General features: G+C 64.0%; 21 protein-coding genes. 10 read left to right on the top strand and 11 right to left on the bottom strand.

What is annotated here, in order from left to right; genetic code table 11:
- Positions 1–179: 179 nt before the first annotated feature.
- A complete protein-coding gene (locus ACZ5IU_RS06985) occupies positions 180–1,826 on the top strand; it encodes a hypothetical protein (protein ID WP_464421472.1) in 1,647 nt (548 codons plus the stop codon).
- Positions 1,827–1,907: 81 nt separating this feature from the next.
- On the opposite strand, the gene ACZ5IU_RS06990 is transcribed toward ACZ5IU_RS06985, so the two are convergent.
- Positions 1,908–2,654, bottom strand: a complete 747-nt coding sequence (locus tag ACZ5IU_RS06990; protein WP_464421473.1) for a sulfite exporter TauE/SafE family protein — start codon at positions 2,652–2,654, stop codon at positions 1,908–1,910.
- A 530-nt stretch (positions 2,655–3,184) separates the two neighbouring features.
- Between ACZ5IU_RS06990 and ACZ5IU_RS06995 the strand changes: the two genes are divergently transcribed.
- The 9 genes from ACZ5IU_RS06995 to ACZ5IU_RS07035 all read left to right on the top strand — a co-directional run bounded on the left by ACZ5IU_RS06995 (position 3,185) and on the right by ACZ5IU_RS07035 (position 10,685).
- Complete coding sequence (locus ACZ5IU_RS06995) at positions 3,185–3,520, top strand: STAS domain-containing protein (protein WP_464421474.1); 336 nt, start codon at positions 3,185–3,187, stop codon at positions 3,518–3,520.
- 20 nt (positions 3,521–3,540) lie between these two features.
- Positions 3,541–4,011: an ATP-binding protein gene (locus tag ACZ5IU_RS07000; protein WP_464421475.1), complete on the top strand. Its 471-nt coding sequence runs from the start codon at positions 3,541–3,543 to the stop codon at positions 4,009–4,011.
- Positions 4,008–5,081: an ABC transporter substrate-binding protein gene (locus ACZ5IU_RS07005; RefSeq protein ID WP_464421476.1), complete on the top strand. Its 1,074-nt coding sequence runs from the start codon at positions 4,008–4,010 to the stop codon at positions 5,079–5,081. Before ACZ5IU_RS07000 ends, ACZ5IU_RS07005 begins: the two co-directional genes overlap by 4 nt.
- A complete protein-coding gene (locus ACZ5IU_RS07010; protein ID WP_464421477.1) occupies positions 5,071–7,065 on the top strand; it encodes a SpoIIE family protein phosphatase in 1,995 nt (664 codons plus the stop codon). Before ACZ5IU_RS07005 ends, ACZ5IU_RS07010 begins: the two co-directional genes overlap by 11 nt.
- Before the next feature lie 96 nt (positions 7,066–7,161).
- The gene (locus tag ACZ5IU_RS07015; RefSeq protein ID WP_464421478.1) at positions 7,162–7,293 is read left to right on the top strand and encodes a hypothetical protein; all 132 of its coding nucleotides are present in this window, start codon (positions 7,162–7,164) and stop codon (positions 7,291–7,293) included.
- 79 nt (positions 7,294–7,372) lie between these two features.
- A complete protein-coding gene (locus ACZ5IU_RS07020; RefSeq protein WP_464421479.1) occupies positions 7,373–7,660 on the top strand; it encodes a hypothetical protein in 288 nt (95 codons plus the stop codon).
- A gap of 2 nt (positions 7,661–7,662) precedes the next feature.
- A complete protein-coding gene (locus tag ACZ5IU_RS07025; protein WP_464421845.1) occupies positions 7,663–8,526 on the top strand; it encodes a MerR family transcriptional regulator in 864 nt (287 codons plus the stop codon).
- Positions 8,527–8,874: 348 nt separating this feature from the next.
- The gene (locus ACZ5IU_RS07030) at positions 8,875–10,377 is read left to right on the top strand and encodes a right-handed parallel beta-helix repeat-containing protein (protein ID WP_464421480.1); all 1,503 of its coding nucleotides are present in this window, start codon (positions 8,875–8,877) and stop codon (positions 10,375–10,377) included.
- Positions 10,378–10,544: 167 nt separating this feature from the next.
- Positions 10,545–10,685, top strand: a complete 141-nt coding sequence (locus ACZ5IU_RS07035) for a hypothetical protein (RefSeq protein WP_464421481.1) — start codon at positions 10,545–10,547, stop codon at positions 10,683–10,685.
- Between the two features lie 141 nt (positions 10,686–10,826).
- On the opposite strand, the gene ACZ5IU_RS07040 is transcribed toward ACZ5IU_RS07035, so the two are convergent.
- From ACZ5IU_RS07040 to ACZ5IU_RS07085, 10 genes are all read right to left on the bottom strand, one after another.
- Positions 10,827–11,648, bottom strand: coding sequence for a flavodoxin family protein (locus tag ACZ5IU_RS07040; RefSeq protein WP_464421482.1), 822 nt, complete (start codon positions 11,646–11,648; stop codon positions 10,827–10,829).
- Positions 11,649–11,824: 176 nt separating this feature from the next.
- The gene (locus tag ACZ5IU_RS07045) at positions 11,825–12,469 is read right to left on the bottom strand and encodes an L-fuculose-phosphate aldolase (RefSeq protein WP_464421483.1); all 645 of its coding nucleotides are present in this window, start codon (positions 12,467–12,469) and stop codon (positions 11,825–11,827) included.
- Positions 12,470–12,483: 14 nt separating this feature from the next.
- Entirely contained in the window at positions 12,484–13,551 is a 1,068-nt protein-coding gene (locus tag ACZ5IU_RS07050; protein ID WP_464421484.1) for a 2-hydroxyacid dehydrogenase, read from the bottom strand.
- Positions 13,551–15,044: an FGGY family carbohydrate kinase gene (locus tag ACZ5IU_RS07055; protein ID WP_464421485.1), complete on the bottom strand. Its 1,494-nt coding sequence runs from the start codon at positions 15,042–15,044 to the stop codon at positions 13,551–13,553. Before ACZ5IU_RS07055 ends, ACZ5IU_RS07050 begins: the two co-directional genes overlap by 1 nt.
- A 20-nt stretch (positions 15,045–15,064) precedes the next feature.
- Complete coding sequence (locus ACZ5IU_RS07060) at positions 15,065–16,261, bottom strand: trans-sulfuration enzyme family protein (protein ID WP_464421486.1); 1,197 nt, start codon at positions 16,259–16,261, stop codon at positions 15,065–15,067.
- Positions 16,262–16,282: 21 nt separating this feature from the next.
- Positions 16,283–17,335 carry an alcohol dehydrogenase catalytic domain-containing protein gene (locus ACZ5IU_RS07065; protein WP_464421487.1) on the bottom strand — a complete coding sequence of 351 codons (1,053 nt, stop codon included), beginning with the start codon at positions 17,333–17,335 and terminating at the stop codon, positions 16,283–16,285.
- A gap of 10 nt (positions 17,336–17,345) precedes the next feature.
- On the bottom strand, positions 17,346–18,296 hold the full coding sequence (locus ACZ5IU_RS07070) for a sugar phosphate isomerase/epimerase family protein (protein ID WP_464421488.1): 951 nt from the start codon (positions 18,294–18,296) through the stop codon (positions 17,346–17,348).
- A 35-nt stretch (positions 18,297–18,331) separates the two neighbouring features.
- Positions 18,332–19,027 carry an ABC transporter ATP-binding protein gene (locus ACZ5IU_RS07075; protein WP_464421489.1) on the bottom strand — a complete coding sequence of 232 codons (696 nt, stop codon included), beginning with the start codon at positions 19,025–19,027 and terminating at the stop codon, positions 18,332–18,334.
- A gap of 9 nt (positions 19,028–19,036) precedes the next feature.
- Positions 19,037–19,804 carry an ABC transporter ATP-binding protein gene (locus ACZ5IU_RS07080; protein ID WP_464421490.1) on the bottom strand — a complete coding sequence of 256 codons (768 nt, stop codon included), beginning with the start codon at positions 19,802–19,804 and terminating at the stop codon, positions 19,037–19,039.
- Positions 19,801–20,670: a branched-chain amino acid ABC transporter permease gene (locus ACZ5IU_RS07085; protein WP_464421491.1), complete on the bottom strand. Its 870-nt coding sequence runs from the start codon at positions 20,668–20,670 to the stop codon at positions 19,801–19,803. The genes ACZ5IU_RS07080 and ACZ5IU_RS07085 overlap by 4 nt, the downstream gene beginning before the upstream one ends.
- Position 20,671: the final 1 nt, after the last annotated feature.

Raw genomic sequence — 20,671 nt, forward strand, 5'->3', positions numbered from 1 at the left:
TAGAATTTCAGAAGTCCGGCGGCTGGGTCGAAAGGAAACGTGGGGGTGTTATCCGGGGTGACACGTCTTCAAGGGAGGAGCGTCGGCGTTCGCCCGCGTGGAAGGCTGTTTCGCGCATGTTTTCGGTTCGGCTCGGAATCCGTCCGTTTCGGACTATCCCGATTCTGGAGGTGTTTCATATGAGACGCAAGGTACGTTCCGGAGCGATTTTCCTTTTGTGTCTGCTCGGACTCGTTGCCGCGGGGTGTTCCACGAACACCGAACACTTCGTCAACGGCCCGGTGACGAATCCGTTTCTGTCCGCCGCCCTGTACGGGATCACCCACTTCGACCCGTCCCAGAGCGATTCGACCCTCTACGGACCGCCGAGGGGGACGTACCGCGTGTCCCCGGAGACGTATCCGATTTCGTTCGCGGGGCCGGTGAACATCATCACGCTCGCGTCGACGAACCCAACGTTTATGTGGGGCGTGGGGACGGACAGGGTCGCGTATATCCGCTCGTCGAACGGCGCGTGGCTCGAGGAGGCACGCATCGAGGCGCCCGCGTACATGGCGCCGACGCTGGGGCCGGTCGATCCGGAGTTCCATCGCTCGATCGGGGAGAGGGAACTCGAGGGGATGACGTCGGCGGATCTCAACGCCCTGTTCGTCCAAGGCTACGGGCAGGCCTACAACCTTCGGATCATGAACTCCTCGTATTCGGCCGTGGATAACGACAATGTCCTGTACGCGAACTACGGCAACGGCGTCTACGCGTTCGCGCTCGCCGACGCCTCGAATCCTTCGGCGGGGATTTCGATCGTCCGGAGTATCGCGGACATCAGGACGATCCAGGGGGCGGTCGTCGACGGCGTGCGTCTCTTCGGACTGTCGATGACCTACGACGGACACCTTCTGGTCGCCTTCAGCAACGGACTCGCCGTGATCGACAGGAGCCTCGACCCCGCGACGGCGCAGTTCGTCCCGTTCGGGGCCGGGGAGACCGTGAACAATTCGATCGCGGTGGACGAGAAGAACGGCGTCTACATCGCGACGGACAAGTACATGCGAAAGCTCGTCTGGACCGGGACGACGCTGTCGACCCAGGAGTCCGACGGGGCGTGGACCAGCGGATACGACGCGCCGACGGACGCCGTGCCGCCGATGATCAAGTTCGGCCTCGGAACGGGATCGACGCCGACGCTCATGGGCTTCGGAACCGACCCGGACAAGCTCGTCGTGATCACGGACGGCTGCAAGCGCATGAAGCTCGTGGCATTCTGGCGCGACGAGATCCCCGATGGCTTCGTCCAGAAGCCGGGAACGGCGTCCCGTCGCATCGCGGGGCAGATTCAGGTGACGTGCGGGTTTTCGCCGCTTCCGGAGTGGATCCAGTCGGAGCAGTCGGTCGTCGTCAACGGGTACGGCGCGTTCGTCGTGAACAACCTTCCGGAGAACGCCGCGACCTACGATATCGCCAGCGCGAACAAGATCCTCGGCGTTGCCGCGATGGGACCGATGTACGCTCCGCCGACGGGCGCGGAGCGCTTCGAGTGGGATCCGGATGCGGACGAATGGAGATCCGTGTGGACCCGGAGCGACGTGTCGTCGACGAGCATGGTGCCCATTCACAGCCAGTCGGGAAACATGGCTCTCGTGAACGGCTATACGGCGGCCGACGGCTGGGAGGTCACGGGGATGGACTGGACAACCGGCGAAACGGTTCATAGGACGATCTTCGGGCGACAGACCTACGGTAACGGCGCCTACGCGATCCTGCAGTATCTGAAGAACGGCGATCTTCTGTTCAACAGCTTCGTGGGGCCGTACCGCGTGTCGTACTAGCGCCGCGCGGGGAACGAACGCAACGAAGAGAGCCGGAGCGTCGACAAGGCGCCCCGGCTCTCTTTTTTCCCGCCGAACGAATTAGAACGCGGATGCCACCATCTTGATCGCGCTGACGACGATCACGACCGCGAGGATCCGGCGGACCCACGCGTTGCCCTTGAGGACAGTGAAACGCGCCCCGAGGACGCCGCCGATCATGTTCCCCGCCGCGAGGACGAGGCCGACGCTGAAAACGACGAGCCCCTTCGAGATGAAAATCGCGAGACTGACGGTCGTGAACGCGGCGACGATGAGCGTCCGCAGCGCGTTCCCCCGGACGAGGTCCTGCCCCAGAACGACGGCGACGGCCCACGTCAGGAAGAACCCGACGCCCGCCTGAAGAAAGCCGCCGTAGATTCCGATCGCGAAGAAGATCGCGAAGACGACCCACTTCGGCCGCGGCTTCCTCTCCCCTCCCTCCCACATCTTCGGCCTGAAGACGAGCAGAAACGCCATGATCGAGATCAGAACGGCGACGACGATATTGAGCATCCGCTTGTCGATCTGGACGGCCATCAAAGTTCCGAGGATCGACCCGAGCATAGAAACGCCCGCGAGCGGAAGCGCTGCCCGAAAATCGAGAACCTTGTGGCGGTGGAACGTCGCGGCTCCGGAGATCGCCTGAATGATGACGCCGACCCTGTTCGTCGCGTTCGCGACCGCGAGATCCAGCCCCATGAACGTCAGCGCGGGCAGGACGACGAACGAGCCCCCCCCCGCGATCGTGTTCAGAAACCCCTGTCCTATTCCGAGAAGGAAGATTCCTATTCCGTATACGATTCCCATGTCCTCGTCTCCCCGCAATTCTTGCTTTTTCTCTTGGATGGTCGTTTATTGAATGATTGCGTCGTTTGGATGGCAATGTATCACATATCTAAACGCTTGTAAATATACATTGCGTCGACGATGAGACTTTCGAGTTACGGTTCGATTCAAGGGCCTTCGATGCCGCGTTCCGGGACCCGGATTCTTCGCCGTCGGGAAGGGCGGCCGCAGACACCTCCATCGTTTGAGGCGCACTAGTAGACGCTCCGCCGAGCCGGTTGCAAGTACGGAACACGACATCCCGCCAAAAGGGAGAAACGGCGTATTTCTCCGCAGGCATCTTCCGCAACCCGACGGATTGCGTATAATAGGAAAATCTATATGAACCGAATTCTTGTTTGACTTGAGATAATTTTTTCTTTTCTTCGGGCAACGTTTTGTCAGGGAGAAATGAGTTTCCCGATCCGGAGGGAAGGTCTCCGAAGACCCATCCGGATGTTTTGTGTGGATCAGGGAACGTTCTCTGCGATTTCTTTCGTTGGGAGTGATCGATGGTGTTCGAGATGAAATTCGAGGATGAGGCGAAGGGGCGTGTGGCCCTGCTGACGGGACGGCTCGACACGAAGGCCGCCCAGGATTTCGAAAAGACGGCCCTCTCGTGGGAGTGCCGCAACGTCGTTCTGGACTTCACCGAGCTGGAATACATCAGCAGCGCGGGGCTGAGGTCGATTCTCGTGCTCGCGAAGCGCCTGCTTCCGCTCGGCGGCAAGCTCGTGCTTTTCGGAATGTCCGGCGTCGTCGAGGAGGTCTTCGGCGTCTCCGGTTTCGACAGCTTCCTTCCGGTAACGAAAAGCCGGGAGGAGGCCATCGGCCTGCTGCCCGAGTAGGGAAACGGAGGAGAACGACGATGATGAACGAGTCCAACGGATCTGTCCTGAACGCAGGGGAAAACGCGATCGCGGGGGGCGTTCGCGGGGAACGCACGTGGCCGGCCTCGCTCGATTGTCTCGAGGAGATGCGCGCCTTCGTGATGGAGATCGCCGAGGACGGCACGTTGCCGCCGAGGCGTCTGTCGCACCTCGACCTCGCGCTCGAAGAGATCGTCGTCAACATCTGCTCCTATGCCTATCAGACGCCTCCGGGCGAGGTGACGATCCGGATCGAGGATACGCCCGGATCCTTTTCGGTCGAGTTCGTCGATAACGGCGTCCCGTTCGACCCGCTCGCGCTCGAGGATCCGGACGTTTCCCGTCCACTGATGGAACGCGAGGCGGGCGGGCTCGGCATCCTGCTCGTCCGGCGGACCATGGACGAAGTCCACTATGCCCGCAGGGGGAACCTGAACTGTCTGAAAATCGTCGTGACGAAACCCGAATGACCGCCGAAAGTACGTTCCGGAAACCGGCGTTTCGCCGGTTCGCCCGTTTGTGCGCGTTTCTCGCCGCGATGGCGTTCGCGGGTCCGGCGATGGCGGAGATGTCCGCCCCGCCGCTCCGGAAGGCGTCGATGACGCTTCACTGGTACCCCCAGACGCAGTTCGCGGGCTACTACATGGCGCTCGAAAAGGGGTTCTTCCGCGCGCGCGGGATCGATATGGAGATCCGGCGGGGAGGGGCCGACGTCGACGTCGTCGAGGAGCTGCGGTCCGGCCGGACGACGTTTTCGACGATGTTCCTGACCGGAGCGCTTCGCTTCCGCTCGGAGACGCTCCGGCTCGTGAACGTGGGGCAGATCGTGAACCGGGGCAATCTCCTGATCGTCGCGAAGAAGAAAAGCGGCATCAAGACGGTCGCGGACTTGAACGGCCGCAAGATGAGCCTCTGGGGCGACCACTTCTCGGGCGCGTACAAGAAGCTCTTCAACGCGCAGCGCATCTGGCCGGTGATCCGCCCCCAGTTCTTCTCGGTCGACCTGTTTCTTCGCGGCGCCGTCGACGCGTGTAACGCGATGTCCTACAACGAATACATCCGCATCCTCCAGGCGGGGTACCGTCCGGAAGATCTGACGGTGATCCCTCTGCGCGGGGAAGGATACGACTTTCCCGAAGACGGGATCTACTGCCTCGAACAGACGTGGAGGAGCGATCCCGCCCTGTGTCGCGACGTCCTGGATGCGTCGCTCGAAGGGTGGCGATACGCCGCCGCGCACCCCGACGAAGCGGTCGATCTGATCGCGCGCCTGGCCGACGGGGTCGGCTACACCGTCAACAGACTGCTTCTCCGTTCGATGCTCACGACGATCCTTCCATCGATCTTCCCGGAGTCGTCGGATTCGGGAACACTTCCGTGGACCCCCGGCGTCCTTTCGAAAAGCGCCTACGAGCGCACCGTCGCGATGATGGACGAAGTGTTCGTCGGAGACCAGTGGAACGTGTCCTACGACGTTTTCCATCCGACCGGCGTCGAAGGGACGACCCCGAGAGGGGCGGTGTCTTTCGATGTCCGTTAGGCGTTCGTCGTTCCTCGGAAGCGCCCGTACGGGACTCTCGATCGCTGGGAAGCTCGCGCTCATGACGATGGCGGGCGTCGGACTGATTTTCCTTCTCATCATCGCGTACGGCTATGTGAGCTCCGTCGGGGCGATGGAGGCGGAGTTCCACGCCCGCATCGAAAACCTCGGCGAGGCCACCGCAAGCAAGATCCGCAGAATTCCCCGCGTCGCCGAGGCGGTGACGCACGATCTCGCGACGATCCTGCGTTCGTTCAGGCCGGATCCCGAACAGCTCCGCGACGTGATGAAAAGCCTGATCGAGCCGCACCCCGAGGTGTCGGGCCTGTTCGTGGGGTTCTCCCGGCAGACGGGGGACGCGCTGCTCGACAACTTCTGCCCGTTCGTCTACCGTCAGGATTCGACGATCGGGTGGCGCAACCTCGCCGAAGTGTACGACTGGACCGTATGGGACTGGTACCAGCTTCCATTGCAGCTCGGGAAACCCGTCTGGACCGAGCCGTTCTTCGGCAACGAGGGGACGGGGTCCATGGTCGTGGACTACTGCGTTCCGATCTACGACGAGAACTGGCGCTACCTCGCGTCGATCGGGACGTCGATCGAGCTTCACTGGCTCACGAACGCGATCTCGACGATGAATGTCGGGAACAACGGATATATCTTTCTGATCACCGCGAACGGAACGATCGTGTCGCACCCGAGGCGCGAGATCATCATGAAGGAGACCGTCTTCTCGATCTCCGAAGAGGAGGGGAACCCCGAACTCTGGGATCTCGGGCGCCGGATGGTCGAGGGAAAGAGAGGGCTCTTCAGGTATCACGACAGAAAGCGCGACAGGCGCCTTCTCGTCTGGCACCAGCCGATCGAGGGAATGGGCTGGTCGCTCGGGATCGTCTTTCCGGAAAAGGAAATCCTCGCCGGCGTAAACCGGCTGAGCCGGACGCAATTCCTCCTCGGGCTCGCCGGAATGGCCGGAATGCTGGCGGTGTCGCTCTTCGTCGCGAGCCGCATCAGCCGTCCGATCCGGTCGCTCAAGGACGCGACGCAGCTTCTCGCGTCCGGCAGGCTCGACGCTCCGTTGCCGCCGATCTCGGGCAACGACGAGGTCGCGCGCCTGACCGAGTCCTTCACGTCGATGCGCGACAGTCTGCTCGTCCATATCGAGGAGCTTCGGGCGACGACGGCCGCGCGCGAACGCATCGAGAGCGAGCTCGATATCGCCCGGTCCATCCAGATGAGCCTGATTCCGCGGACGTTCCCGCCGTTCCCGAAGGACGACCGGATCGACCTCTTCGCGATGCTCGAACCCGCGCGTGAAGTCGGCGGCGACTTCTACGACTTCTTCATGACCGACGGGAACCATCTGCTTCTCGTCGTCGGCGACGTTTCGGGCAAGGGAGTTCCGGCCGCGCTCTTCATGGCCGTGACGCGGAGTTTCATGAAGGCGTTCGCGTCCATGACGGATTCGGTTTCCGACGACAGGGCGGACGGACCGGCCGCGCTCCTGTCGGCCGTCAACGACCGGATCGTCGAGGGCAACGACGCGTGCATGTTCGTGACGCTCTTCTGCGCCACCGTCGATCTTCGCGACGGCAGCTTCCGCTACGCGAACGGAGGACACCCCTCCCCGTGGAAGATCTCCGGCGGACGCGTCGTTCCGCTGGCGCGCGTGAAGGGGCCGCTCGTCGGCGCCGTCGGCGGAGTGTTGTTCGAAGAGGGGGCCGGAAGGCTTCTGCCCGGCGATTCGATCTTTATGTTCACCGACGGCGTGACCGAGGCGCTCAACGGGCGCGAGGAGCTTCTCGGAGAGGCGCGCGTCGAAACGTGGCTTTCCGAGACGTCCTTCGGAAATCCGGAGAGCACCGTCCTCCTCGAGCGCATGCGCGAACGGATTTCCCTGTTCGTGGGCGGGGCCGAGCAGTCCGACGACATCACGATGCTCTGCTTCCGCTACAAGGGTCCGGAAACGAAAACGACCGCGTGACGCCGGCGGAGGGCTCTTGACTCTGACATCGTGTCACGGTTTAGGATTGGCTCTGGATACCGGGGACATCATTCGCACATCAAGGGGGAAACGGCAATGGCGCGGGAAGAAGGAAAACCGAAGGTTGAAGAGAAGACATTCGACAAAACCGGGAAGACCGACGTGCTGAACGACGACGAACTGAAGGGAATCGTCGGCGGCGAAGGGATGTCCGACGGAAAGATCTGACGCGTGTCCAGGGCCGTTTCCTTCGCGTAGCCGCAAGGGAGCGGCCCCGACCCGTACGAAGCGACGGAGGCTGATCGCCATGGACGATATCGACAAAAGGCTGCGTTCATTCGGCATCGACCCCGAGTGGGTCAGGAAGGAGATTGGCGAAGGGCGCGAAAAGGCGGTTCTCGCCGCTCTTGACGAAGCGGAGGAGATGCTCGAACTCCAGCTCGTCGAACTGGAAGACCTCCGGGAGGAAGTCTGCGCGATGGCGGAGGGTTTTCGAACGCGCGGAGACAAGGACGAAGGACGACTTTCCGACGAGGACCTCGAGATGCTCAACGCGGCCGGAACCTTCTTCGACGACGGGAGGTTCGGCGAGTGATCATGAAACCGGCGCGTGACGAAAACGGAGCGTGTTCCGCGGAGGAGCGGGTCAGCGCGCTGGCTCCCCGTCTTCTGTCGATCGGGGAATTTTCCCGGAGAAGCGGGATTTCTCCGAGAATGCTCCGGTTCTATGCCGATCGGGGCATTCTGGTTCCGGCGCATACGGACGCCCGGACGGGGTATCGGCGATACCTCGTATCCCAGTTGATGGAAGCCCGTCTGTTGCAGGGGTTCCGCGATGTCGACTTTTCCGTCCGGGACATGGCGGCGCTGCTCAACGGAGCGGTATGCGGCGATGTCCGCCGTTTCGTCGAGGAACAGAAGCTTGCGCTCCGGCAGAAGATGGAGGCGCTCAGGACGTCGCTCGAGACGCTCGAGAACATGCTCTGCGACGAGCCTGTAGAACCCTGCGGCCTGGTCCGGACGGCCGAGGCCCACGTTCTGGCGGCATCCTTCCGCGCCCCGAGGACGCGTCTGCGGACCCTCGCCTGCGAAGCCGCGAAACCGTTGCTCGACGAGGTCGGCGCGACGTACGATCCCTGTTCCGCACCGATCTTCTGCACCTTCGAGAATCCGGCCCCCGCATCGGTCGCTTCGCCGTTCGCGACGCTCGACGCGACCGTATGCGTGATCGTGAACCACGAAACGGGGCGAACGCTTCCGGGCGGCACGATGGCCGCGACGCTTCACCGGGGGCCCTACGACCACATCGGCGAATCGTTCGGACGGCTCATGGACTGGATCGAAAGCCGGAAGCTCGTCGTGACGGGCAGGATTCAGGAGTGCTATTTCCCGTTCGACGACGAAAAAGCCCCCCATGGCCGGGTCGAAGTGGCCATCCCGGTGCTCGAGCCGGAACGATAAGGCGTACAGGATGGGAAGCCGGCGCCGGGGAGACGCTCCGGCGCTTTTTTCGGCTTCGAACGAAGGGAAACGATTCGCAACTCTGCCGTTGTGTCAGGGCGCACACTGCTCATGCTGAATGGATTTTCAGTGCGGAGAAGAGAATACGATGAAACGAAACGGCGGTTTGGGAATACGGTCGGCGCCGGATGCGACATTGGCGCGGGGACAGGGGCCGCCGGTGCGGAAGGGGCGCGAATAGCGCCGTCGGACATAACGCGGATTCATGACGGGACTATCTCTTGCGTCGGGGGACGTCATTCCGATCTGAGCGAAACGGACTCACATATTCGGGGAGGTTTTGAGAGAATGCGACACGGCGTTTTCGGATCGATGCTTTCCGTCATTGCGATGGCGGCGTTTCTCTGCGCGGCGTCCGCTGCGGACGCCGCCGTGTGGACGGTGACGAGCGGCGGCGATACGTATGACCGGGGGACATTGCGGCACGCGATCGGCAATTGCGCCAACGGGGACGAAATCCGTTTCGCGAGTGGCGTGAAAACCGTCACGCTGACGAGCCTGCTGAACGTCTGGCCCGGGAAGAGCGTGACCATTACGGGACCGGTGACGATTACGCAGACGAGCACCCTCGAAGGCGTTATCTGCGTCAATTCGGGGGCCTCGTGCACCATGCGGAATCTGACGATCACGGGCGGACGGACGCAGCAGTACGGCGGCGGGGTGTACAATCTCGCGACGCTGAGGATGGAAAACTGCACGATCCAGGGCAACACGGCGTGGGTCCGGGGCGGCGGCGTCATGAACATGACCATCGACTACACCGCGAGAGCGACGCTGCTCGACTGCACGATCACGGGAAATACCGTCACGGGAACGATCTACAACGGCGGCGACAAGGGCGCCGGGGGCGGCGTCCACAACGAGAGCGGCGAGATGACCCTGACGCGGTGCACCGTGATCGGCAACAGCGCTTCTTCGGGAATCGGGGGAGGCATCCGGACGGCGAGCCTCGGGACGACGAATCTCTCGGGGAGCGTCATTCGGCAGAACACGCCGGACAACGTCTCGGGGGCGTATGTCTCCGACGGAACGAACACGATCGGGAGCTCGCCGCGCAAGAGCCAGGTCGCGTTCGCGGGATACGAGGGCGAAAAGGAACCCGAGCCCCGGTCGATCGCCGGCGACGACGACGTCGAGCACGTGAGGGTCGCCCTCGCGAATCCGCAGAGCGCGCTCTACGGCGCGATCGAACGGACGCTTGCGGCCGACCTCGGGAAGACCGTCGCCGAGAAGACCGAGGCGCTCGCTCCGCTCACTTCGTTCGCCGGAATGGGAGCGACGCTCTACTACGCGAAGACATACGAGGACGTCGCCGTCGAGAGTCAGGATCTCGTCGTCGAGTACACGGCGTCCTGGCCGGAGAACGTGCGGTACTATCCGCTCTTCTCCCGCGAGGACGGTTCGGGCTACGAAATTCCCGAACGCGGCGTCCAGTTCGAGATCAAGGCGGGGCAGAGCCTCCCCGACGGCGTGACGCCGCCCGACTTCTACGTCTCGGACGAGGGACTCATGACGTGGCGCAACGTCGTGACGGACGGCGGGTCGTACGACCTCAATCCGACGGCCGGCGTGGTGACCTTCCGGGTCTGCTCGGTCCGCGCGTCCGAGGCGACGGGCGACACGGGAAGCGGCGGCGGATGCGACGTGACAGGAGGGTTTGCACCGCTCGCGCTGCTGCTCGCCGCGCCGATGCTCCTTTCCGGTCATCATGCGAGACGGGTGAAGATCCCGTTTTGCGGAAAAGCGCATGACGATTTTTCCCGAAAGAGCGCCCGGGACGTTGAAAATTGAAACGTTTTTTTGAAGAAACCTCTTGACTCTGACACGGTGTCAGGGTGTATCTTTTCTCTGAAAGATGAACGGTGTCGCGGTCGGACCGATACGTCGGAAATATGACGGCGAACGGCCGCGAAGGAATGATGTGCGGAACACATACTATTCCCCGGGAGGGACGAACGATGGTCTGCGGAAAGAACAAACCGTGCAATGCCTGCAATGCCGGAGAAGAGAAACCGGACAAAAAGAAGAAGAGCGAACTGAAGGACGAGGACCTCAAGGGCGTCGTCGGCGGCGAAGGGATGTCTGACGGCAAGATCTGACCGATTGCTTCACGCATGTAAGGCGGGAGGGAGAGGGGTTCCTTTCTCCTTCCCGCTTTTTTCTTTTTGCAGGCGTGCCCGTCACGGACGGATGTTCTCGCCGGCAGGGATTCCGGGCTCCGTTTCAGTCTCTTTCGATTTTCAGCTCTTTTCCGTCGCCCCCCGCATCGCGAGCATCCGGAGCGTCGCGGCGGCCTCGGGCGTCCTCGGCTCTCCGCCGAGAGCCTCTTCGGGCGTCGGCGGAATTTCGCCTGGAACGCCCCACGTCGCGTTCGCCATCAGGGCGAACGACTGGACGTCGATGAGCGGGCGTTCGAGCGTCCGGGCCGTTTCAGCGGAGATCGTGCGACGTTCCGCCATCTCCTTTCCGGCTGTACGGACCGCGTCGAGGTACCACGATGTCCGCGAGGCGAGTTCGGGGATCTTCAGGAGTTCGCCCGACGTGCAGAGAATCGAGCCGAGGAAGGCGTCGCCGTGATTTCCCAGAAGGAGCCGGAATTCCTCGACGAGCGCCCCGAAGTGGTGTCGCTCGGGAAAGCCGCAGTTCGAGATAAGAAAGTTCGGCGCCATCCGTCCCGGGTATCGCAGGGGATGTCGGTAGTGCTCCCCGTCGCGGACGATCCAGGGCTTCGCGAACGGGAGCGTCCGTTCCATGATCCGCTTGAGCCTCGCGGTCATCCCGAAGTGGTAAAGCGGCGTGGCCCAGACGAGAAGGTCCAGGTCGAGCATCTTCTCGAGCACTCCGGGCATGTCGTCTCTGAAGACGCAGACGCCGGGCGTTTTGTTCCAGCACGAAAAGCATCCCACGCAGTCGTGGACGTCGAGTTCCGTCGCGTATAGCGTCTCGCACGCCGCGCCCGCCTGCGCCGCCCCCTCGAAGAACGCGTTCACGAGCCGCTGCGTGTTGCTCCCGCGCCCCCTCGGGCTTCCGTTGATCGCCAGAATCCGCTTCATGCCGCTCATTTCTGTCGCACCTCCGTATGCGGGAATACCCGCCATTATGGCAGGATGCCGCGGAAATTTCGAGCCATTCGCCGGGCGTTCCGCTCGTGGGGGTGAAAAAAGCGTCCCGTCGCCCCGAAACCAGGGCGGCAGGACGCACGTTTTTCCGGACAAACGATCGATCCTCCGGGAACGACTCAGTCCCGCTGTCCGTACGTTTTGAACTTTTCGAGAATCGTCTCCATGTCGCCCGCGTCAAGAAGAACCGGATCTCCGACCGCTTTCGATCGCCAGTAGAGCTCGCACACGAATTCGATCTCCTCGGCGACGTTGAACGCGTAGTGCATGTTCGGCCCCGCGGCGAGCAGGCCGTGGTTGCCGAGGAGTACGGCGAAGCGGTCTTTCATCCCTTCGCGCGCGAGCTGTGCGAGTTCCGGCGTGCCGAACGTCGCGTAGGGGGTGCAGCGCACGTCGTGTCCCGCGAAGCCGACGAGGTAGTGGACGGCCGGGAGGTTCCATCGCATGCACGCGAGCGTCGTCGCGTAGGTCGAGTGCGTGTGAACGACGGCGTTGACGTCGCCCCGGTCGACGTAGAGCAGCCGGTGCATTTCGGCTTCGCTCGACGGAATCCGGCGCCCTTCGACGACGCGGCCTTCGAGGTCGAGGACGACGACGTCCTCCGGTTCGGTCCTGAAGTAGTCCATTCCGCTCGGACTGATGGCCATGAGGCCCTTCTTCCTGTCGAAGGCGCTGATGTTTCCGCCGGTCCCCCTGGTCAGTTTGTGGGTCGTCAGCATCCGGCAGTATTCGACGACCTGTTCGCGTTCTTCCCGAAGCAACATATCATTCCCTCCGTTCATAGCGCGTCCCGGTTCCAGACGTTCCGCGGCCGTTCCCCGCGGATCCATCGCTCGATATCTTCGACGATCATCCTCGACTGCCTGCCGGGGACGTCGTACGACGCGCCCGCGAGATGCGGCGTGATCGTGACGTTGTCGAGCGCCAGCAGCGGGTGGTTCGAGGGCAGCGGTTCTTCCCAGAATACGTCGAGGGCGGCCCCCGCGATTCGTTTGTTGCGCAGCGCGTCGAGAAGCGCGGCCTGGTCGACGATGGACGCGCGTCCCGCGTTGACGATGATCGCCGTCGTCTTCATGAGCGCGAAGGCGCGGGCGTCGACCATGGCCTTCGTCTCCGGGCTCACCTTGCAGTGGACGCTCAGAAAGTCCGCCTCGCGGTAGAGCGTCGGCAGGTCGACGAGCGTCACCCCGAGCGCCGCGGCCTCTCCCGGATCGACGTACGGATCGTAGGACAGGATCCGCATGTCGAACGCCAGCGCGTAGTGCGCGACCATCCTGCCGATGTGCCCGAATCCGAGCAGGGAGAGCGTCTTGTCGCTGAGTTCGAAGCCGTGGAACAGCTTGTAGGGCGAGTCTCCGCTCAGATTCCAGACCACGTCGTCGCGCTCCGGCGTCTCGAGGACGTCCGCCGACGGTGCGCCGAGGTACCGGCCCGTTTTCAGCGCGTGGTGCGCCCGCGCGATGTGCCGCGCCTCCGAGAGCATCATCCCGATCGTGAACTCCGCGGCCGCGACCGCGTTGCGCCCCGGCGTGAAGACGAGCGGGATGCCGCGCCGCGAAAGCGCGCCGCTCTCCACGTTGACCGGATTGGCGCGGGCGCAGGCGACCAGCCGCAGTTCGGGCAGCCTGGCCACGACCCGTTCGCTCACGCGCTCGTACCCCACAAGATATATCTGGCGTCCCTTCATGTACTCGATCTGTTCCTCTTCGCTCATCAGGACTCCCGTTTTTACCCAGCCGCACGTTTCGACGTCGCCGAGTTCGCTGAGCTTCCGGAAGTACGGGGGCGTGATATCCGCAGTGACCGCTATCCTGTATCGCGTATTCGTTTCTCTTTCGTCAGCCATCAATAGCCCTCTGTTCTCTCTGGTATATGAACCGTGCGAGTGTCGCCGCCCCGTCCGGACGCGTCGCTTCTCCGGGAATGCGCGCGGAGACGGTCGATCGCGTCGCGGGGGACGCCCGCGTTTCCGGGAGCGAAGCGGAAGCGCTCCGCATCGCTTTCGCGCTCCGTGCGCCGCCCGGCAAGCAGCGAGAAGATCCCCTCGATTCCCGGTTCGCTCACGCGAACCCGCTCGACGGTGGCTTCAAGCGTATCGGCGAGAATCCGGCAGAGCAGGTCGCTGTTCGACGCGCCGCCGGTGACGACGACGCGTCGGGGGTATGTGGGCAGCGATTCGGCGCACAGTCGCATCGCCGCGGCCAACCCCTCGTACATCGCGCGAAGCATGCACCCCCTGTCGTGGTGCGCACGAAGGCCGACGAAGGCTCCGCACGCGCCCGGATCCCTGAAGGGCGCCCGTTCGCCGTAGAGGAAGGGGACGAACGCCGCGCCGCCGCACCCCGCCGGGGCGGCGGACGCCTCGCGCTCCGCGTCTTCGATGCCCGGCCCGCCCATGATCCGGCGTCCCCATTCGAGGACGGCGCTGCCGTTGAGCGACGCGAGCAGCCGGATGCTGCGCCCCGGAACCAGGCTGTACAGGACGCTGCCGATTTTCGGCCATTCGGCGACGGCCGCGTCATCGACCACCTGCAGCACGCAGAATGTCGTTCCCAGGATGCAGAGCGTCTGCCCCGCCGCCCGAACGCCCAGTCCGAATGCGGCGGCGGCGAGGTCCAGGCCGCCGGCGATCACCAGAACACCGGCGCTCACGTGCGGCAGCGCCCCTTCGATCGTCCGGCCGATAACGGCGTCCGAGGCGAGGACCGGAGGAAGCCATGCCGCCGCCTCCGGGATGCCGAGCAGCCGCAGCAGCGTTTCGTCGTATGTTTCCGCCGTTCGGCTGAAGACGCTCGTCCCGGCATCGGTGCGCTCCGTCCCGATCCGCCCCGTCAGTCTGTAGTTGAGCCAGTCCTTGCAGTGCAGAACGGAAGCGATGCGCCGATACCGCTCCGGATCGTTCATTTTGAGAAAACGCAGCAACACCGCGTTCGCGCCCGAGAATTGCGCCGCCGTGCGCGACTCCGCATAGCGCGGCGCGAGAAGCCGTTCGACTTCGGGCATGAGGTCGGAAGCGCGCGTATCGTTCCAGAGGATCGCGGGACCGACCGGACGGCCGTCCGCACCGATCGCCCAGAGGCCGTCGCCCTGCGCGCAGATTCCGATGCCCGAAAGATTCCCGAGGGCCGCGAGGTTCTCCGCGCTCTCGCGCCCGAGCGCGTCGACGCCGCCGCGAAACGCCTCCCAGAGCGCGTCCATGTCCATCTCGCTGCATCCGTCCTCCGCGACGCGGCTTTCGAGTCGCGTCGCATAGCGGCCGAGCGTGCGTCCGGACTCGTCCCGGAGCGCCAGTTTCAGGTGCGTCGTTCCCGCGTCCGCGCAGAGGTAGCGCTTCTCCATCGTGCGGGCCGCCCCGTCGGCTACGCCTTCAGCGCGGCGAGGCCGTGCTCGAAGTCGGCGATGATGTCGTCGATGTCCTCGACGCCGAGCGAGACGCGGATCATGCTGTCCGGGATGCCCATGCTCCGGCGCTCGTCGGGATCGATCTTGCCGTGCGTCATCGTCGCGGGCTGCTGGACGAGCGTGTCGAGGTCGCCGAGGCTCACGCAGTAGTGCGCCATCCTCAGGTTGTTGATGACCGTCTGCGCCTCCCTGACGCCGCCCTTCACGACGAGCGAGACCATGCCCCCGAAGCAGCCGGGCCGGAAGTATTTCACCGCGTTCGCGTGGCTCGGGTCCTCCGGCAGGCCGGGGAAGACGACCCGTTCGACGAGCGGGTGGTTCCGGAAGTGCTGCGCGAACGCCGTCGCGTTGGCGCAGTGCTCGCGCATTCGCAGATGCAGCGTCTTGAGCCCGCGCAGCGTGAAGTAGCAGTTCATCGGCGCGGGGACCGGTCCGAGTTCCTGGTAGATGCCGCTTCGGATCTTGTCGACGAAGTCGGCCTGCCCGACGATCATGCCTCCGATGAGGTCGCCGTGCCCGTTGATGTATTTCGTGGAGCTGTGAATGACGACGTCGACGCCGACCGAGAGCGGCCGGAAGATGTAGGGCGACGCGAAGGTGTTGTCGATGATCGTCGTGATGCCGCGCGCCTTCGCCCACTTCACGATCGGTTCGAAGTCGGGGATTTCGAGCGTGGGGTTGTAGACGGTCTCGAAGTAGACCGCCTTCGTCTCGGGCGTCACGGCACGGTCGAGTTCGTCGACGGTCATCTTTTTCACGAACGTGTGTCTGATGCCGAATTCGGTGAAGACCTTGGTCAGCAGCGCGTGCGTCCCGCCGTAGACCGTGTGGCACGAGATGATGTGATCGCCGTGACGGACGCAGTTCAGGATCGCGAGCGAGACGGCGGCCATTCCCGACGCGACGGCGAGCGCCGCGGGCGCGCCTTCGAGCGTCGCCACCTTTTTCTGAAGGTCGTTCTGGGTCGGGTTGCGCGAACGCCCGTAGGTGAAGATCCCGGCCTTGTCGCCCGCGAGATAGCGTTCCATCTTCTCGGGCGTGAAGAGATAGGTGCTCGTCATGAAGACGGGGGCCACGAGCGCCCCGGTCTCCGGATCGGGGGCCTGTCCCGCGTGGACGGCCTGTGTCGCGAACGATGCGTTTTCGGGAAGCATGATTCGACTCCTCCTCAGAATCTATCGTTTTCCGCTCAGGCGGATGATGACTTTGGCGTGTTTCGCCGCGTTCCGTTCCAGTTCCTCGAAACCCTTGCCGACGAGGTCATCGAGCCCGATCTCGGCCGTGATGAGCGATTCGAGGTCCGCGTAGCGCCCTTCGGCCATCTGACTCAGGACCTCGCCGATCTCCTCGTTGTAGGCCTGCGACGTGTAGAGCGTGCGTTCTCCCTCCTGGAAGAAGTTCATCGGGAAGTGCGGCTCCTGGGCGAACACGCCCATGACCATGAGCTTCCCCGTGGGAACGAGGGCGTCGATCGCAGAGCGGAGCGTGCCTTCGAGCCCAACGCACTCGAACGCGACGTCGGCGCGCTGTCCGGCGAGACGCTTCGCGCCCTCGTCGGTCGAGACATCGATATAGCGTCCGCCCTGCCTCTCGACATAGGAACGTTTTTCCGCCCCCCAGCCCGCGACCGTGACGTCGCGCGCGCCTCCGACCCTGCACGCGAGGAAGGCGCTGAGTCCGATGATTCCCGATCCGTTGATCAGGACGCGTTCGCCCGCGACGCCGCCGAGAAGGTTCACGGCGTGCTGTCCGCACGCGAGCGGCTCGGCGAGGACGGTCGTCCGGAGGTCGAGCCCCTCCGGAACCTCGTAGAGCTGATAGGCCGGGACGACGACATAGTCGGCGAACGCCCCGTCGGTGCTGACGCCCGTGAAGCCGAGCTTTTCGCAGACGTTCGGCCGCTTCTTGTCGACGCACGCCGGGCACTCCCGGCAGCAGAGCGTCCCCGAGGCGGTCACCCTCGTTCCCGGCGCCCAGCCCCGGACATCCGGGGCCGCCTCGACGACCTCGCCCGTATATTCGTGTCCCATGACGAGCGGCGCGGTCCTTCCGGTCAGCCGGTGCGGCTTCGTCGTCGGAATGAAGTTCGGTCCCGTATATTCGTGCCGGTCCGTTCCGCAGATCCCGGCCCACGCGACGCGGATCTTCACGGTCCCCGGCGTCGTTTCGGGCTCGGGAACCTCCCGGATCCTGATATCTTTGTGTCCGTGCCAGTACGCTGCCTTCATCGCAACCGCCTCATTTCAGAATGTCGAAGAGCCTTCGGAGCGTCGCCGATTTCGACGGCGCGTCCCCGACGGTCATCCGGTCGGCGACCCTGCCGGCCAGTTCGAAGAACTCCACGGACGCGCGGCAGGCCTCCTGCGGGTCGTCCCGGTAGGGGTAGATGTCCACGGAGACCCAGCCGTCGTACCTCACCTTCCGGAGCCAGTGGACGAACTCGAACCACTGGGGCCAGTGGACGCTTCCGGCGGGCATGTCGTCGTCGGCGACGCCGTAGTTGTCGTTGATGTGGACGTGGAAGAGCCGCCGTTGCGAGGCGAGCAGCGCGACGGAGGCGGCCGGGTTCTCTCCCGCGTTGAACGAATGCCCGATGTCGAGCGTGACGCCCACGTTCTCGCACCCCGTCATCAGGCAGAGCGCGAGCGCCGTCCCCGCGTTGCTCACGTAGCTCTTCATGCGCGGCTCGCTCGTCTTGTACTCGAGCGCGAGCCGGACATCCGGGCGGTACGCCGCGCACTCGCGCAGACCCCGGACGAGATTCTCCCACGCGGCCGCGTAGTCCGCCTCGAAGACGCAGTCGAACCCGTCCTGCCCGAGCCACAGATTGACGACGCCCGCGCCGGAAAGCGCCGCGACGTCCATCGTCGCCTTGATGCCGGCGACGGCCCGGTCGCGCGCCGATCCGTCGGAAGAACTCAGGGATCCGTTCCGCCAGCTCGCGTCGCACACGGTTTCCGCGATGATCGACGCGATCGCGAGCCCGTTGCGGTCCAGAAGGTCCTTCACGTCGCCCCACGTTTCCGCGCCGATGTCGTGCGGGGCGCTCAGTTCCACTCCGCGGACGCCTTCGAGCGCCGCGGCTTTCCGGAGACGCTCTTCGAAGGGGAGCGCCTCCCTGTACCCGTCCGAGACGTACCGCTCGGCGCATTTTCCGTAGGCCCAGATTCCGACGGCCATTTTTTCCATATCCCCGCCACCGCCTTTCTCACCCATTGACGTTTCTAGCCCAGATACCCCTGGATCAGGGTCTGATTGTCCAGAAGTTCCTCCCGCGCGCCGGTCTTCACGATCTCGCCGACCGAGAGAATATACGCGCGCCCGCAGATCGACAGCGCCTTGAACGCGTTCTGCTCGACGAGAAGGATCGCCGTTCCGAAGGAGCTGATCTCCCGGATGATGTCGAAGATCTGTTTGACGATGATCGGCGCGAGGCCGAGCGACGGCTCGTCGAGCATCAGCAGATCGGGACGCCCCATGAGTCCGCGGCTGATCGCGAGCATCTGCTGCTCGCCGCCGCTGAGGAGCCCGCCATACTGCCCGAGCCGCTCCCGCAAACGCGGGAAGAGCGTGAGAACCCGTTCGAGGTCTTCGGCGACGCCCCTCTTGTCCGTCCGCGAGAACGCGCCGAGCTGGAGGTTTTCGAGCACCGTGAGGTTCGCGAGAATCCGTCGCCCCTCCGGAACGTGACATAATCCGCATCCGGCGAGCCGATACGTCGACGAAGGACGCTTCGCACCCTTGAAGAGGATCTCTCCCGTGCATGGGACCATGCCCGAAATCGCCTTGAGAAGCGTCGTCTTTCCGGCGCCGTTCGCGCCGAGGACCGCGACGATCTCGCCGGGCTTCACGTGCAGCGTGGCGCCGCGCAGGGCCCTGATGCCTCCGTAGGAGACGTGGACATCCGTTACCGACAGCACGGTCCCGCGTCACTCCTTTCCGAGATACGCCTCGACGACGGCCGGATTCTTCTTGATCTCCGCGATGTCCGAAGACTGGGCGAGGATCCTGCCGAAGTTGAGGACCGTGATGTCGTGACACAGGCTCGTCACGACGTCCATGTGGTGCTCGATCATGAGGATCGTGAGCGAAAACTTTTTCTGAATCTCGCGGATGAAGCTCACGAGACCGAGCGATTCCTCCTCGTTCATTCCCGCGGCTGGTTCGTCGAGCAGCAGCAGCCGAGGTCGGAGCGCGAGGGCGCGGGCGATCTCGAGGCGGCGCTGCAAGCCGTAGGGCAGGCTTCCGGCCTGCTCCCTCTCCCTGTGTTCGAGGCCGACCGTCGCGAGAAGCCCGCGCGCGTGGTCGCACTGCGCCCGGACGACGCGCCGGTACCGTCCGAGGTGCGTGAGCGCCTCGACGAAAGAGTACCCGGCGTCCCGGTGCCCGGCGATGACGACGTTTTCGAGGACACTCAGCATCGGGAAGAGACGGATGTTCTGGAATGTGCGGCCGACCCCCATGTTCGCGATCTCGAAGGGTTTCCTGCCGATGAGTTCGCGCCCCTCGAAGAGCACCGATCCGCTCCGGGGCCGGTAGATTCCCGTGATGACGTTGAAGACCGTCGTCTTCCCCGCGCCGTTGGGGCCGATGAGCCCGTGGATCGACTCCTGTTCGACGTTCAGATGGAAGTCGTCGATGGCCCGGACGCCCCCGAACGACTGGTTCAGGTTCGAAATCGAAAGCGCGGCGCTCATTTGCGCGTCTCCGGAGCCGCCTGGGGACAGAGCCTGCGCGGAAAGTACGATGAGATCTCGCGATACCCCATGAGCCCGTTCGGCCGGAGCATAATGATGAAGACGACCGCGATTCCGTAGAGCAGCATCCGGTACTCCGCAAGGCTTCGGAAAATTTCGGGCAGAAGGGTCAGGATCGCACTCGCGACGAGCGATCCGGAGAGACTCCCCAAGCCGCCGATGACGACCGTGATGACCCATTCCGCCGATTTGTCCAGATTGAACATGGTCGGGTTGATGAACCGGAGGAAGTGCGCGAAGAGCACGCCCGCGCAGCCCGCGTAGAGCGCGCTCATCACGAACGACAGGAGCTTGTACTTCGCGGTGTCGACGCCGACGGCCTCGGCCGCGACCTCCTGTTCGCGGATGGCCATGAGATGCCACCCGTACTTCGACCGGATGAAATTCCGCGCGACGATCGTCGCGACGATCAGAATCGCGATCGCGAGGTACACGTTCGTGTAGTGCGGGATATTCGAATACCCCCTCGGACCTCCCGTGTATTTGTACGCGTAGTCGAGCGCGACGCGGATGCATTCGCCGAAGCCGAGCGTCGTGATAAGGAAATAGTCCCCCTTGAGCCGGAGCGTCAGCCTGCCGATGCAGTAGGCCGCGATACCGGCCAGAAACATCGCGGCGGGCATGCTGCACGCGAGCGGCCAGCCGTACTGCTTCGTCAGGATCGCCGACGCGTAGGCGCCGATCGCCATGAACCCGGCGTTTCCGAACGAGAAGAGCCGCGTGAACCCGGTCAGGATCGACACGCCGAGCACCGCGACGGCGTTGACGCAGACCAGGATGATGACGCCTTGTGTGTAGTCCGACATG

This window comes from Lactivibrio alcoholicus, assembly GCF_055390895.1.